Annotated in this window: 16 protein-coding genes; all 16 read right to left on the bottom strand. The window is 33.0% G+C overall.

What is annotated here, in order from left to right; translation table 11 throughout:
* Nucleotides 1–8 precede the first annotated feature (8 nt).
* The 16 genes from nifU to BR69_RS0115980 all read right to left on the bottom strand — a co-directional run bounded on the left by nifU (nucleotide 9) and on the right by BR69_RS0115980 (nucleotide 13,726).
* Nucleotides 9–434, bottom strand: a complete 426-nt coding sequence (gene nifU / locus BR69_RS0116055) for a Fe-S cluster assembly scaffold protein NifU (protein ID WP_027634103.1) — start codon at nucleotides 432–434, stop codon at nucleotides 9–11.
* 5 nt (nucleotides 435–439) lie between these two features.
* Entirely contained in the window at nucleotides 440–1,630 is a 1,191-nt protein-coding gene (gene nifS / locus BR69_RS0116050; RefSeq protein WP_027634102.1) for a cysteine desulfurase NifS, read from the bottom strand.
* Nucleotides 1,631–1,650: 20 nt separating this feature from the next.
* Nucleotides 1,651–2,097, bottom strand: coding sequence for an RrF2 family transcriptional regulator (locus tag BR69_RS0116045; protein ID WP_027634101.1), 447 nt, complete (start codon nucleotides 2,095–2,097; stop codon nucleotides 1,651–1,653).
* A 127-nt stretch (nucleotides 2,098–2,224) separates the two neighbouring features.
* Entirely contained in the window at nucleotides 2,225–3,478 is a 1,254-nt protein-coding gene (locus BR69_RS0116040) for a replication-associated recombination protein A (RefSeq protein ID WP_027634100.1), read from the bottom strand.
* Nucleotides 3,479–3,963: 485 nt separating this feature from the next.
* Nucleotides 3,964–4,446 carry an NTF2-like N-terminal transpeptidase domain-containing protein gene (locus tag BR69_RS0116035; RefSeq protein ID WP_027634099.1) on the bottom strand — a complete coding sequence of 161 codons (483 nt, stop codon included), beginning with the start codon at nucleotides 4,444–4,446 and terminating at the stop codon, nucleotides 3,964–3,966.
* Between the two features lie 152 nt (nucleotides 4,447–4,598).
* Entirely contained in the window at nucleotides 4,599–5,402 is an 804-nt protein-coding gene (locus tag BR69_RS0116030) for an acetyl-CoA carboxylase carboxyltransferase subunit alpha (RefSeq protein WP_034850028.1), read from the bottom strand.
* A complete protein-coding gene (gene accD / locus BR69_RS0116025; RefSeq protein ID WP_027634097.1) occupies nucleotides 5,395–6,288 on the bottom strand; it encodes an acetyl-CoA carboxylase, carboxyltransferase subunit beta in 894 nt (297 codons plus the stop codon). The genes BR69_RS0116030 and accD overlap by 8 nt, the downstream gene beginning before the upstream one ends.
* Nucleotides 6,285–7,634, bottom strand: a complete 1,350-nt coding sequence (locus BR69_RS0116020) for an acetyl-CoA carboxylase biotin carboxylase subunit (protein WP_027634096.1) — start codon at nucleotides 7,632–7,634, stop codon at nucleotides 6,285–6,287. Before BR69_RS0116020 ends, accD begins: the two co-directional genes overlap by 4 nt.
* An 11-nt stretch (nucleotides 7,635–7,645) precedes the next feature.
* Nucleotides 7,646–8,077: a 3-hydroxyacyl-ACP dehydratase FabZ gene (gene fabZ, locus BR69_RS0116015; protein ID WP_027634095.1), complete on the bottom strand. Its 432-nt coding sequence runs from the start codon at nucleotides 8,075–8,077 to the stop codon at nucleotides 7,646–7,648.
* Between the two features lie 4 nt (nucleotides 8,078–8,081).
* Nucleotides 8,082–8,567, bottom strand: coding sequence for an acetyl-CoA carboxylase biotin carboxyl carrier protein (gene accB, locus BR69_RS0116010; RefSeq protein WP_027634094.1), 486 nt, complete (start codon nucleotides 8,565–8,567; stop codon nucleotides 8,082–8,084).
* Between the two features lie 2 nt (nucleotides 8,568–8,569).
* The gene (gene fabF, locus BR69_RS0116005; protein WP_027634093.1) at nucleotides 8,570–9,805 is read right to left on the bottom strand and encodes a beta-ketoacyl-ACP synthase II; all 1,236 of its coding nucleotides are present in this window, start codon (nucleotides 9,803–9,805) and stop codon (nucleotides 8,570–8,572) included.
* Between the two features lie 12 nt (nucleotides 9,806–9,817).
* The gene (gene fabG / locus BR69_RS0116000) at nucleotides 9,818–10,558 is read right to left on the bottom strand and encodes a 3-oxoacyl-[acyl-carrier-protein] reductase (RefSeq protein WP_027634092.1); all 741 of its coding nucleotides are present in this window, start codon (nucleotides 10,556–10,558) and stop codon (nucleotides 9,818–9,820) included.
* Entirely contained in the window at nucleotides 10,558–11,499 is a 942-nt protein-coding gene (fabD, locus tag BR69_RS0115995) for an ACP S-malonyltransferase (protein WP_027634091.1), read from the bottom strand. Before fabD ends, fabG begins: the two co-directional genes overlap by 1 nt.
* A gap of 4 nt (nucleotides 11,500–11,503) precedes the next feature.
* A complete protein-coding gene (fabK, locus tag BR69_RS0115990; RefSeq protein ID WP_027634090.1) occupies nucleotides 11,504–12,445 on the bottom strand; it encodes an enoyl-[acyl-carrier-protein] reductase FabK in 942 nt (313 codons plus the stop codon).
* Nucleotides 12,446–12,510: 65 nt separating this feature from the next.
* Nucleotides 12,511–12,732, bottom strand: a complete 222-nt coding sequence (gene acpP, locus BR69_RS0115985; protein WP_027634089.1) for an acyl carrier protein — start codon at nucleotides 12,730–12,732, stop codon at nucleotides 12,511–12,513.
* Between the two features lie 22 nt (nucleotides 12,733–12,754).
* A complete protein-coding gene (locus BR69_RS0115980) occupies nucleotides 12,755–13,726 on the bottom strand; it encodes a beta-ketoacyl-ACP synthase III (protein WP_027634088.1) in 972 nt (323 codons plus the stop codon).

Here is a 13,726-nt window from a genome sequence, read left to right as displayed (position 1 = left end):
AATTCTTATTAGTGGCCATGAACATGATCGTGAATATCATGATATTCTTTTGTCTCCCATGGTTCTAAGCCTTGATTTATTCTATAATCATTTATAGCCTTATGGATAGCTTCTTCTGCTAATACTGAACAATGCATTTTTACTGGTGGAAGACCATCTAAAGCCTCTGCCACTGCCTTGTTTGTTAGTTCCCAAGCATCTTCAACAGTTTTTCCTATAATAAGTTCTGTTGCCATACTTGATGAAGCTATAGCTGAACCACATCCAAAAGTCATAAACTTAGCATCTTTTATTATATTATTCTCTATATCTAAATATATTTTCATTATATCCCCGCATTTAGCGTTTCCAACCTCACCAATACCATTAGCCTCTTCTATTTCCCCTACATTTCTTGGATTTCTAAAATGATCCATTACCTTTTCACTATACATCATAACTATTTTTCCCCTCTCTTTTTGAAGTCATACCATAATGGTGACATGTTTCTAAGTCTTTCTATTATTGGTGGAAGTTTTTCTAAAACATAGTTAACTTCCTCCTCTGTATTTGTCTCCCCTAAAGAAAGTCTTAGAGAACCGTGAGATGTCTCATGGTCTAGTCCTATGGATAATAATACATGTGATGGGTCTAAAGCCCCTGAAGTACATGCACTTCCGCTTGATCCACATATGCCTTCATAATCTAAGGATAAAAGTATTCCTTCTCCCTCTATAAATCTAAAACATACATTAACATTACCTGGAAGCCTTTTATCCCCTTTAGGTCCATTTAATCTTGTGTATGGTATGGTTTCTAAAATTCCATTTATTAATTTTTCTCTAAGAACAGTAAGCCTTTTACTTTCTTCTTCCATATTTTCTATGGCAATCTCTATAGCTTTTCCAAGACCAACTATGCCTGGTACATTTTCTGTACCTGCTCTTCTTGCTCTTTCCTGTCCACCACCGTGAATAAGATTATCTATTTTTATGCCCTTTCTTATGTATAAAGCACCTACACCCTTAGGTCCATAGATTTTATGAGCTGCTAAAGAAAGTAAATCTATATTCATTTCCTTAACATCTACTGGTATATGTCCAATTGCTTGAACTGCATCTGTATGGAAAATTATTTTTTTCTCTTTGCAGATCTCTCCTATTTCCTTTATTGGTTGTATAGTTCCTATTTCGTTATTTGCAAACATTATAGAAACTAGGATTGTATCATCCTTTATAGCTGCTTTAAGCTTATCAACATCTACAAGACCTTCTTCATTAACATCTAAATATGTAACTTCAAAGCCATTCTTTTCAAGCCATTCACATGCGTGTAAAAGTCCATGATGCTCTATTTTAGTAGTTATTATATGTCTTCCTTTATTAGCATGAGCAAAAGCAATACCCTTTATTGCCCAGTTATCAGCTTCTGCTCCCCCAGCTGTAAAGTAAACTTCGCTACTATCAGAATTTATAGCCTTAGACACTTTAGTTCTAGCTATATCTATGGCTTTTTTAGTTTCTCTTGATATTGAATAAGCTGAAGATGGATTACCATAATGCTCTGTAAAATATGGCATCATCTCTTTTAATACTTCTTCCTTTACATAAGTTGTAGCGGCATAGTCCATATACACTATTTTCTTATCCATGGTTTCACTCCCTATTTACTTTAAATATTTATTCCCTTGATGATATTTTTATTTGCTGCCATGCTATTGTAGTCGTCTACTATATCCCTTAATGTAACCGACTCCATAACACTATCTATACTATATTTTATCTTTTCCCAAAGAAGTCTTGTGGCACAACAATCTAGATTATTACAAGTACTCCCATCTACGCAATCAGATATTTCGATGGGTCCCTCTAACACATTCATAACCTGAGCCACAGTTATATCCTCTGGTGCCTTATTTAGAACATATCCTCCTTGTGCTCCCCTTATGCTTTTAATAAGCCCTGCTTTTCTTAAAGGAGAAAATAATTGTTCTAAATAATATTCAGATATGTTTTGTCTCTTTGATATACTTTTAATAGATACAGGGTCCCCTCCATAATATATAGCAAGGTCTACCATTGCTTTAACCCCATATCTTCCTTTAGTGGATAGCTTCATTTTTATCACTCCTAAACTCGAGTGTTTTACTAGGTTTTCCAAAATTATTTTATCAAAGCCGACCATAATTGTCAACAATGACAAACTAATAGTATCAAACTAATATAGTAGAAATTTTAAATAGCAATTATTTGTTTTTTATATTATTCCAATAGGCTTCACTTAACTTTTCTATTTTATTATTGCCATAGTTATAATAGGTACATCCTTTTAAACTTTCTGGAAGATAATTTTGTTTTACATAGTTATTTTCATAATTATGAGGATACTTGTATTCAACTCCTCTTCCCATGGCTTTAGCCCCATTATAATGAGAATCTTTTAGATGTACAGGCATTTCCCCTATGTTCTTACTATTTAAATCCCTCATTGCCTTATCTAGCGCTAAATAGGCACTATTAGATTTTGGGCATGTAGCCAAAAATATTACAGCCTCTGCCAGTGGTATTCTTGCCTCTGGAAATCCTAATTCTCTAGCTGAATCTACACAAGCCTTAACAATAGTTATAGCCTGTGGATGAGCAAGACCTATATCTTCAGATGCTATAACTAAAAGCCTTCTACAAATAGATATAAGATCTCCACCTTTTATAAGCATAGCTAAATAAAAAACAGCCCCATCTGGGTCACTACCTCTAATAGACTTTTGAAAGGCACTAAGGACATCATAATGGGAATCTCCATCTCTATCAAAGTTTAATACCTTCTCCCCTGCTACTTCCTCTAAATCCTTAAATGTTATCTTATCTTCTTCCCTACTATTTATAAGAATTTCTAAAATATTTAATCCTCGTCTAAAATCTCCATCACTTAATTTTGGAATCTCTTTTAAAACATTACTCTCTATATTTATTTTTATTTTATTTTCTTTTTCAACTTTATTTATAGCAGTCTTAAGCCCTTCTTCTATATCTTCATTAGTAAGAGGCTTAAACTCCACCACTGTGGCCCTACTTAAAATAGCTTTAAATATATGAAAGTACGGGTTTTCTGTGGTACTTCCTATTAAAGTTATTTTTCCATTCTCCATATATTCAAGAAGAACCTGTTGAGTTCTTTTAGGAAAATGATGTATCTCATCTATATACACTACTACTCCCTTATATCCTAAAAAAGTATCTAAGTCCCCAATAATATCCTTAATATCCTTAAGAGAATCTGTAGTTGCATTAAGCTTATATAACTTTCTATCACTTATTTTAGCTATTATATTAGCTACAGTTGTTTTACCAACTCCTGGTGGTCCATAAAATATCATATTAGGAATATACTTAGTTTTAGCTATTCTTCTTAAAAGCTTTCCTTCTCCTAATATATGCTTTTGTCCTACTACCTCCTCCAAGGTACTAGGCCTTAAAAATTCTGCTAAGGGTATATTCATAAAAATCACCTATCTAATTATCTTTATTCTTATAAGTTTTAAGATTATATTTCTTATTTGACTTAATTATTAATTATATCATATTTGCATGGTTAATAATCAAAAACTTCCTCCTCCTGCTTATATAACTCTTTATAAATGAATATAAGACACAATTTAATTTAGCTATAGGTTTTCTTCTTTTAAACTTATCATGAAAAACATCTTAAGTTTTTCAATTACTATCTCCTCTTCTCTTATAACTTATATAATCATCCTTTATAAAATCCTATGTTAGTTTTATTATTTATAGTAAAGTTTATGTAAGATTTCGTTACCTTCATGTATATAAGGCAATCTAATATTTATATGTATCTTCTCTTAAGTTATATAACATAAAAAAACTATGATTAATATAATTCAAATTAATCATAGTTTTAAGAATCCACTAAATTTTTATTTAAATTTTTCTAACTCTCCACATTAATAACTTAAGGTAATTGCCTTTAGCATATACTTCTTTCATTAATAGCCTTTTTAGGATTTATTTTTAATGTATTTTTATTAATTTCTATATCTATAGCACTTACAGTAACTGCTCCACTTTCATTATACTTAACCTTAAATGTTATAGTCACTGTATCCTCTGAATTTTTAAAATAACTTATCTTCTCATATTGTTCTAAAGCTTTATCTTCATAAATAGCCTTTATGTACTCATGATCAAACCCCTTCTTTTCTTCCTCTATGTACATATTACTCATTTTTTTATAGTCTTTTTCCTTCCACGCTTCAAAATAAGCCTTAGCCTCTTTTTCTAACTTCTCCTCATCAGTATCTTGATTCTCTTTATTAACCACACTTTGAATAACTTCTTGTCCTTTAGATGCTTTTACATTATGGTTCTTATTTAACACATATACTATAGAACCACCTATTAAAATAACCAAAAGTCCTAGGGTAAGCGTTGCATACATATTTTTATTCATTAGTATCACCCCTTTTTAGGTAATTATTATCTCTTTACAAAATAATTATACATCAGTAGTAATAAAAATTTATTAAAATACAATGAATATTTTTAAATATATAAAGACTTTAAGAGGTTAGGCTTTCTTAATATTCCTAACCTCTTAAAGTCTTATTCACTATAAATTCCCATACTTCTAAATTTTTCATATCGCTTGTTTAGAAGGTTTGTAACTTCTACATTTTTATATGTCTCTAAAACTTCTATTAAACTATCTTTTAAATTATCCATGGCTCCTAATTTATCTATATGTGCTCCACCCTTAGGTTCACTAATTATTTTGTCTATTATATTAAAGCTCTTTAAATCTTGAGCTGTTATTTTCATTATTTCTGCTGCTTCTTTGGTTCTGCACTTATCCTTCCATAGTATAGATGCAAATCCCTCCGGAGAAAGTATTGAGTATATAGAATTCTCCATCATCCAAACCTGGTCTCCTACTGCCAAAGCTAGTGCTCCTCCACTTCCACCTTCTCCTAAAATAACAGATATTATGGGAACTTTTATATCCATCATTTCAAATAAGTTTCTAGCTATGGCCTCCCCCTGACCTCTTTCTTCAGCTTCTACTCCACAAAAAGCTCCTGGGGTATCCACAAAACAAATTATAGGTCTTTTAAATTTTTCTCCTTGTTTCATAAGCCTTAAGGCTTTTCTATATCCTTCTGGATGAGGCATTGCAAAGTTTCTTTCTATATTTTCTTTAGTATTGTCTCCTTTACACTCTGCTATAACTGTAACGGGAATTCCAGAAAGAAAACCTATTCCTCCTATTATGGCTTTATCATCTCCATAGTATCTATCTCCATGAAGTTCTATAAAATCTTGAAATATATGGTTTATATATAACTTAGCAGAAGGTCTTTCTTTATTCCTTGCTATTTCTACTTTATGCCATGCACTATTACTATCCATTATACCAAGCTCCCTTATGCATTAAAATTAAGTTATAAAGAATATGTGGAGTTTCTTTTCTATGAATTATTTTATCTATAAAGCCTTTTTTAAGAAGAAACTCTACTGTTTGAAAATCTTCTGGTAATGTTTCTTTAATTGTATTCTCTATAACTCTTCTTCCTGCAAAACCTACTAAAGCTCCCATTTCTCCAAGAATTATGTCCCCAAGCATTGCAAAGGATGCAGTAACTCCCCCTGTAGTAGGATCTGTAATTACTGTTATATAAAAACCTCCTGCATTGTGAAGCTTCTTTAACGCCCCGCTTATTTTTGCCATCTGCATTAGTGAAAATATCCCTTCCTGCATTCTCGCTCCTCCAGATGCAGTAAAAATTATAAGTGGAAGCTTTTCTTCTGTAGCTTTTTCAATAAGTCTTGTAATCCTTTCTCCTACTACTGATCCCATGCTTCCCATAAAAAATCTACTATCCATAATAGCAACTAAAGAGTCTTCCCCCTTTATCTTCCCTTGAAAGCACACAACTGCCTCGTTTTCATTAGCAGTTTTTATAGTGTTTTTAATTTTTTCTTCATAACCTTTAAACTCTAAAGGATTTAAGGGTTTTATATCATTAAAAATTTTATTATAACTTCCTTTATCAAACAATATCTCTGCTCTCTCAGAAGCTCCTAACCTAAAATGATTAGTACAATATGGACAAACCTTTAAGTTATTCACTATGTCTTTATTATAGAGAATTTTATTACATCCATCACATTTAATCCACGCACCTTCTGGTATATTAGGCTTATTGTGATCTTCATGTAAATCGCTTTCCTCCTTATAAAAAGGTTGTTTACTTACAGTTATATACTTATTCTTTTTAAATAGACTTTTTATCATAATTTATTCACCAACTTATCTCTTAAAAAAGAAGTATTATAATTTCCTTTTATAAAGTCCTCATTATTCAATATATTAAAATGAAGTTCAATATTATTATCCACACCCTCAATAACAAACTCCAAAAGGGCTCTTTTCATTTTCATAATAGCCTCGTCTCTATCCTTACCATAAGCAATGAGCTTAGCTATCATAGAATCATAGAATGGTGGTATTTTATACCCTTCATATACACTACTGTCTATTCTTATTCCATTGCCTCCTGGCATTATAAGATAGCTTATAGTTCCTGGGCAAGGCATATAGTTTTTACTTGGATTTTCTGCATTTATTCTACACTCAATGGCGTGGCCTTTAAGCTCTACTTCACTTTGTGTTATTGAAAGACTTTCTCCATCAGCTATTTTTATTTGTTCCTTTACTATATCTATGTTACTTATCATTTCTGTTATTGGATGCTCCACCTGAATTCTAGTATTCATTTCCATAAAATAAAAGTCATTATTATCATCAACTAAAAATTCAATAGTTCCTACACTATTATAGCCTACTGCCTTAGCAGCCTTAATAGCTATTTCCCCCATGGTTTTTCTAAGGTCTTCTGATAAAAGAGTAGAAGGGGCTTCTTCTAATACCTTTTGGTTATTTCTTTGAATAGAACAATCTCTTTCCCCTAAATGAACTATATTACCAAAGTCATCTCCCATTATTTGAAACTCTATATGATGGGGGTTTTCTATATACTTTTCTATATATATTCTATCATCTCCAAAAGATAGATTGGCTTCGCTTTTAGCAGTGTTATATGCCTTTACTATTTCCTCTTCACTTCTTACAATTCTTATCCCTTTTCCGCCTCCACCACTTACTGCTTTTAACATTAAGGGATATCCTATTGCTTTGCCTTCCTTTTTTAAGTGCTCTTCTCCTTCTATTATACCCTCAAATCCTGGAACTACTGGAACCTTAGATTCTTTCATTATCTCCCTAGCTTTAGCCTTATCACCCATATTTTCTATGCATTCCTTGCTAGGTCCTATGAATTTTATATTACATTCCTCACATATGGCTGCAAACTTAGGATTTTCAGATAAAAAACCAAACCCTGGATGTATGGCTTCAGCTCCTGTAAGTACTGTAGCACTTATTATATTTTGTATATTTAGATAACTATCCTTTGGAGAATTAGGTCCTATACAAACTGCCTCATCTGCAAGTTGAGCATGAAAAGAGTCTTTATCTCCCTCTGAATACACTGCAACAGTAAGTATCCCCATTTCTCTACATGCTCTAATGATCCTTACTGCAATCTCTCCTCTATTAGCTATTAATATCTTCTTAAACATACACATCTCTCCTATTTTGAAAGAGCAAACATTATTTCTCCTTCACAGCATTTCTCTCCATCTACTGTAGCCACTCCATGACCTAGTCCTATAGGTCCTTTAATTTTTGTTATATTTACCTCTAATCTAATAACATCTCCTGGAACTACTTTTCTTCTAAATCTAACCTTATCTATTCCTGCAAAATAAGCTGTTTTGCCCTTATTTTCTGAAACACTTAAAATGGCAACTGCCCCTGCTTGAGCTAAGGCTTCTACAATTAACACCCCTGGCATTACTGGTTCATTCTTAAAATGTCCTTGAAAAAAATGCTCATTCATAGTTACATTTTTATAGGCTACTACCCTCTTACCTGCTTCTAGCTCTTCTACCTTATCTAACAATAAGAAAGGATATCTATGAGGAATCACCTCTTGTATTTCCATAATATTCAAACTCTTCATTTTTTCAACTCCTTTTTATTTTAAATAAAGGCTGACCGTATTCAATCATATCTCCATCTTGTACTAATATTTCAATAACTTCTCCCTGGATTTCACATTCTATCTCATTCATAAGCTTCATAGCCTCTATTATACAAAGCACCTTACCCTTATCTACCCTATCTCCTATTTTAATAAAAGGCTCTGAACCTGGAGATGCTGCTCCATAAAAGGTTCCAACCATTGGAGCTACTATAACTTCCCCTTCCTTTTCAAAGGATTCATCCTTACTTAAAGCTTCCTCCTCTATAATGCCAATCTTGTCATTGTGCTTTACAGGATTCTCCTCTATGTTGCTAGATTTTAAATCCTTATGTTTTTCTGATACAGAATTATCCCTATTTAATGATTTATCTATTTTTATATAAAAATCTCCTTCTTTAATCTCAAGATAAGCTAAGGAAGACTTATCTAAAAACTTAAGAATATCTTTTATCTCATCAATATTCATTTCTATTCCTCCCACTTCTTAAATAGAAGAGTTGCATTGTGTCCTCCAAATCCTAAGGAATTAGATAGAGCATATTTTATATCTTTTTTACGCCCCTCATTGCTAACATAATCTAAATCACACTCTTCATCTTTTACTCTTAAATTTAAAGTTGCTGGAATAAATCCTTCCTCTAAAGCTTTTATACATACAATAGATTCCACTGCCCCTGCTGCTCCTAACAGATGTCCTGTCATAGACTTAGTAGAGCTTACAGGTATGTTATATGCATCTTTTTCAAAAAGATTTTTTATAGCTAAAGTTTCAAATTTATCATTGTAAGGAGTAGATGTACCATGAGCATTTATATATCCTACTAGGCTCTTTTCTATTCCACCTTCCCTTAGGGCCATTTCCATTGATCTTTTAGCTCCCTCTCCATCTACAGATGGTGATGTCATATGATAGGCATCACAGGTACTACCATATCCTATAATTTCTCCTAATATTTTCGCCCCTCTTTTTTCTGCATGTTCTAAGGTCTCTAGAAGAAGAACCCCTGCCCCTTCTCCCATTACAAATCCACTTCTTTCCTTATCAAAAGGAATAGAAGCTCTATCTTTATCAATACCTGTATTTAAAGCCGTTAAGGAAGTAAATCCAGCTACAGATAAAGGAGTTATTGACCCTTCACATCCTCCTGCTAAAGCCACATCCATATAACCATGCTTTAAATTTCTAAAAGCCTCTCCTATGGAATTACTTCCTGTAGCACAAGCTGTAACTACGTCTAAACATGGTCCCTTTGCCCCATATTTTATAGCCACATTTCCTGATGCCATATTTCCTATAATCATAGGTATAACCATAGGTGATACTCTTCTTGGTCCTTTAGTTAAAAGATTTTTATGTTCTCTCTCAAGGGTATCAAACCCTCCAATTCCAGTACCTATTACCACTCCAAATCTTTCTTTATCTATTAAGTCTAAGTCTATATCACTATTTTTTACAGCCTCTTCTGCTGCTATCATTGCAAACTGGCAAAACCTATCATACCTCTTAGCTTCCCTTTTATCTAAATAATCTTCTACATTAAAGTTTTTAACCTCTGCTGCTAGCTTTACTTTAAATCCTTCTGTATCAAAAAGAGTTATATTATCTATACCATTTACTCCTATTTTACTATTCTTCCAAAACTCTTCCACATTTGTTCCAATAGGAGTAATAGCTCCCATTCCAGTAATAACTACTCTATTCATCCTAATTTCCTCCTACATTACCATTCCACCATCAACATTTATAACTTGGCCTGTTATATAGGATGCACCTTCACTACATAAAAAAGCTACAACCTCTGCCACATCCTTACCTTCTCCAAGTCTTTTTAGTGGAATAGAATCTTTAAGTCTATCCTTTACCTCATCAGATAAAACCTCTGTCATATCAGTTTTTATAAATCCTGGAGCAACAGCATTAACCCTTATACTCTTACCCCCAAGCTCCTTAGCAATGGATTTTGTGATTCCTATAATTCCTGCTTTAGATGCAGCATAGTTGCTTTGGCCTGCGTTTCCTATAAGTCCTATAACTGAGGATATATTTACTATAACTCCTCCTTTTTGTTTAAGCATTATAGGAGTTATATGTTTTATACAGTTAAAAGTACCCTTAAGGTTAACATCTATAACTGAGTCAAAATCCTCTTCCTTCATTCTTAAAAGAAGCTTATCTTTAGTTATTCCTGCATTATTTACAAGTATATCTATGTTATTAAATGCTTCCTTACTTTTTTTAATAAGAGCTTCTGCCTCTTCATAGGAACTTACATCTCCCTTTAACGCTAAGGCTTCTCCTCCATTTTTCACTATGGTATCCACAACCTCTAAGGCTCCTTCTTCATCTTTTCTATAATTAACTATTACCTTAGCTCCTAAACTTCCAAGTTTTAAAGCTATTTCTCTTCCTATACCACGATTACCACCTGTAACTAAGGCACATTTATCCTTTAACACTAAACTCCCTCCCTTAATGTATTTATAGTATTATTTAAAGATTTCAAATCTTCTGTGTTTAATACTTCCACTTTTCTATTTATCTTTTTAATAAAGCTACTTAAAGTTTTAGATGGCCCCACCTCAATAAAGGTATTAACCCCTTCCTCTATCATAGCTTCTATGGATTGATGAAATAGTACAGATGACATGACTCCTTCTTTTAAATACTCCTTTATTCTACCTGTATCTCTTATAACATCTCCCTTTAGATTACACACATAGGGAACCTTCATAGGTTTTAAGTTTATATTATTTAATTCCTTTTCAAGACTTAAAGCTGCTTCTTCTAACATAGAACTATGAAAAGGTCCGCTAACCTTAAGCCTTATACCTTTTAAAACTCCAAATTCCTTTGAAATTTCTATGGCATAATCTATTGCCTTCACCTCTCCTGATAAGACTATTTGCCCTGGACAGTTAAAGTTTGCTATTTCAATTATTCCCTTTTCTCCAGCTTTCTTAACAAGTTCTCTTATATTTTCTTCCTTTCCTCCTATGATAGCTGCCATAGTTCCTCTTCCCTTTGGTACTGCATCTTTCATAAACTTACCTCTTTTTTTAACAAGGGGTAGTGCCTCATGAAAGGATAATACATCATTTGCTACTAAAGCTGAATATTCTCCTAAACTAAGACCCGCTACCATAAATGGCTCTATATTATTTTCCTTAAGCACCTGAAGTATGGCTGTAGATAAAATTAGTAATGCTGGTTGAGTATTTTCTGTATCACTTAACTCTTCTTCTGTACCATTAAATATTAATTCTTTTATATCAAATCCTAAAATATTATTTCCTTCTTCAAATAAGTCTTTTACTCTTTCAAAGTTATCATAAAGCTCTTTTCCCATTCCAACATATTGGGCTCCTTGGCCTGGAAATACAAATCCTATCTTCCTCATAAGTTTATATCCTATCCTTAAGAACATTAATAACTTGGAATGCTTCATTAAACATTTCTTCTATTATATCCTTAGCTGGTTGTTCTTTTTTTATAAGGCCTGCTATTTGACCTGCCATTACAGAACCATAATCCACATCTCCATCTCTTACTGCCTTTGGTAGAGCTCCACGACCTAAACTTTCAATCTCTTCTAAAGATGCTCCTTCTTTTTCTAGTTTCTGAAATTGCCTTGCTAACTTATTCTTTAATGCTCTTACCGGATGACCTGTTGATCTACCAGTTACTATGGTATCTATATCCTTAGCCTTTAAAACTTTTTCCTTATAGTTCTTATGGATATTACACTCCTCTGCTACTAAAAACCTGGTTCCTACCTGGACCCCTTCTGCTCCTAAAGATAAAGCTGCTACAACCCCACGGCCATCTCCAATTCCTCCTGCTGCTATAACCGGAATTTTAACAGCATCCTTAACCTGAGGTACTAAAGTCATGGTTGTTAGTTCTCCTATGTGCCCTCCAGCTTCACACCCTTCCACTACAATAGCATCTGCTCCACTTCTTTCCATCCTTAAAGCTAATGCCACTGAAGCTACCACTGGAATTACTTTTATATTATGTTTTTTCCACATGTCCATGTACTTTCCAGGATTTCCTGCACCTGTGGTAACCACTTTAACTCCTTCTTCACAAACTAACTTTGAAAGTTCTTCTGCATTGGGACTTAAAAGCATTATATTAACTCCAAAAGGTTTATCTGTTAAAGTTTTTGTCTTCCTTATTTCTTCTCTTATGTAATCTATAGGAGCATTAGCTCCTGCAATGACTCCAAGACCCCCACCTTCACTTACTGCTGCTGCTAAGGAACTATCTGCAACCCAAGCCATTCCCCCTTGAATTATAGGATATTTAATATCAAGTATTTCACAAACCCTATTATTTTTCATATTTTAAACCCTCCTATATAATAGGTCAGATATATAATATCTGACCTATCTAACTATTTAAGAAACTAGTTCTTCTTAGCTTCTATATATTCTACTGCATCTTTTACAGTTTTTATCTTTTCTGCCTCTTCTATTTGCACTCCAAACTCTTCTTCCAGCTCTATTATTATTTGGAATAAATCTAATGAATCTACTCCTAAATCTTGAAAACTAGTTTCTAAACTTACTTCCTCTTCCTCTACTCCTAATTGATCCACTATTACACTTTTTATTTTTTCAAATATCATTTTACATTCCTCCAATTTAATATTAAAATTTTACAAGGGTTGCCCCTACAGTAAGGCCTCCTCCAAATGCTACCATAACCACATTCATATTAGTTTTTATAATCCCTTTTTCAAGAGCTTCATTTAAGGCTATAGGTACACTTGCAGAGGATGTATTTCCATATTTATCTAAATTAATGAAAAACTTATTTATATCCATTTTAAGCTTTTTACTTGCATATTCTATTATTCTATAATTAGCTTGATGAGGTATTATAATATCTATATCATCAAGAGTTATTCCCCCATCTAATGCTACCTTTTCCACCGCTTCTACCATAGCAGAAGTTGCAAATTTAAATACTGATCCTCCCTCCATATGGATGGATGAATCTAAAGCTTTAACAGGTTCCTCCATAAAAATATTATTTAAAGGAGTCCCTCCTATGGTTAAACACATTCCAAGATCCCCAAAGGATTTAGAATAGGTTGTAATTATACCTTTATCTCCTTCTGAAAGCACTACAGCTCCTGCTCCATCTCCAAAAAGTACACAGGTATTTCTATCCTTCCAATCTACAAACTTTGAAAGAATTTCAACTCCTATTACTAATACTTTCTTAGCTTTTGATGCCTTAATAAGTGCCTCTCCTTGTATAAGAGCGTATATAAACCCACTACAGGCTCCATTTAAGTCATAGGCTGTAGCATTTATTGCCCCTATCTTACTTTGAACCATACACGCTGTTGAAGGAGTTATGGTTTCACCACTTAAGGTTGCAACTATTATATAATCTATTTCTTCTTTAGAAACCTTTGAATTCTCTAATGCTCTTTTTGCTGCAACAGATGCCACATCACTAGTCTCTTCATCCACTGCAATTCTTCTCTCTCTTATTCCAGTTCTTGTAACAATCCATTCATCACTAGTATCTACTATTCCTTCAAGATCTTTATTACTTAAAATCTTAGAAGGTACATAAGCACCACTTCCTAATATTTCAACATAACTCAT

Source organism: Clostridium hydrogeniformans DSM 21757 (assembly GCF_000686705.1).
GTDB classification, from domain to species: Bacteria; Bacillota; Clostridia; order Clostridiales; family Clostridiaceae; genus Clostridium_Z; species Clostridium_Z hydrogeniformans.
Note: the sequence above shows the minus strand (reverse complement) of the source record. Positions and strands in the feature narration are given on the sequence as shown.

Excerpts from the sequence above, each read along its gene's own strand:
- nifU (WP_027634103.1), bottom strand. The coding sequence starts at position 434 with ATGTATAGTGAAAAGGTAATGGATCATTTTAGAAATCCAAGAAATGTA.
- nifS (WP_027634102.1), bottom strand. The coding sequence starts at position 1,630 with ATGGATAAGAAAATAGTGTATATGGACTATGCCGCTACAACTTATGTA.
- BR69_RS0116045 (WP_027634101.1), bottom strand. The coding sequence starts at position 2,097 with ATGAAGCTATCCACTAAAGGAAGATATGGGGTTAAAGCAATGGTAGAC.
- BR69_RS0116040 (WP_027634100.1), bottom strand. The coding sequence starts at position 3,478 with ATGAATATACCCTTAGCAGAATTTTTAAGGCCTAGTACCTTGGAGGAG.
- BR69_RS0116035 (WP_027634099.1), bottom strand. The coding sequence starts at position 4,446 with ATGAATAAAAATATGTATGCAACGCTTACCCTAGGACTTTTGGTTATT.
- BR69_RS0116030 (WP_034850028.1), bottom strand. The coding sequence starts at position 5,402 with ATGGATAGTAATAGTGCATGGCATAAAGTAGAAATAGCAAGGAATAAA.
- accD (WP_027634097.1), bottom strand. The coding sequence starts at position 6,288 with ATGATAAAAAGTCTATTTAAAAAGAATAAGTATATAACTGTAAGTAAA.
- BR69_RS0116020 (WP_027634096.1), bottom strand. The coding sequence starts at position 7,634 with ATGTTTAAGAAGATATTAATAGCTAATAGAGGAGAGATTGCAGTAAGG.
- fabZ (WP_027634095.1), bottom strand. The coding sequence starts at position 8,077 with ATGAAGAGTTTGAATATTATGGAAATACAAGAGGTGATTCCTCATAGA.
- accB (WP_027634094.1), bottom strand. The coding sequence starts at position 8,567 with ATGAATATTGATGAGATAAAAGATATTCTTAAGTTTTTAGATAAGTCT.
- fabF (WP_027634093.1), bottom strand. The coding sequence starts at position 9,805 with ATGAATAGAGTAGTTATTACTGGAATGGGAGCTATTACTCCTATTGGA.
- fabD (WP_027634091.1), bottom strand. The coding sequence starts at position 11,499 with ATGAGGAAGATAGGATTTGTATTTCCAGGCCAAGGAGCCCAATATGTT.
- fabK (WP_027634090.1), bottom strand. The coding sequence starts at position 12,445 with ATGAAAAATAATAGGGTTTGTGAAATACTTGATATTAAATATCCTATA.
- acpP (WP_027634089.1), bottom strand. The coding sequence starts at position 12,732 with ATGATATTTGAAAAAATAAAAAGTGTAATAGTGGATCAATTAGGAGTA.
- BR69_RS0115980 (WP_027634088.1), bottom strand. The coding sequence starts at position 13,726 with ATGAGTTATGTTGAAATATTAGGAAGTGGTGCTTATGTACCTTCTAAG.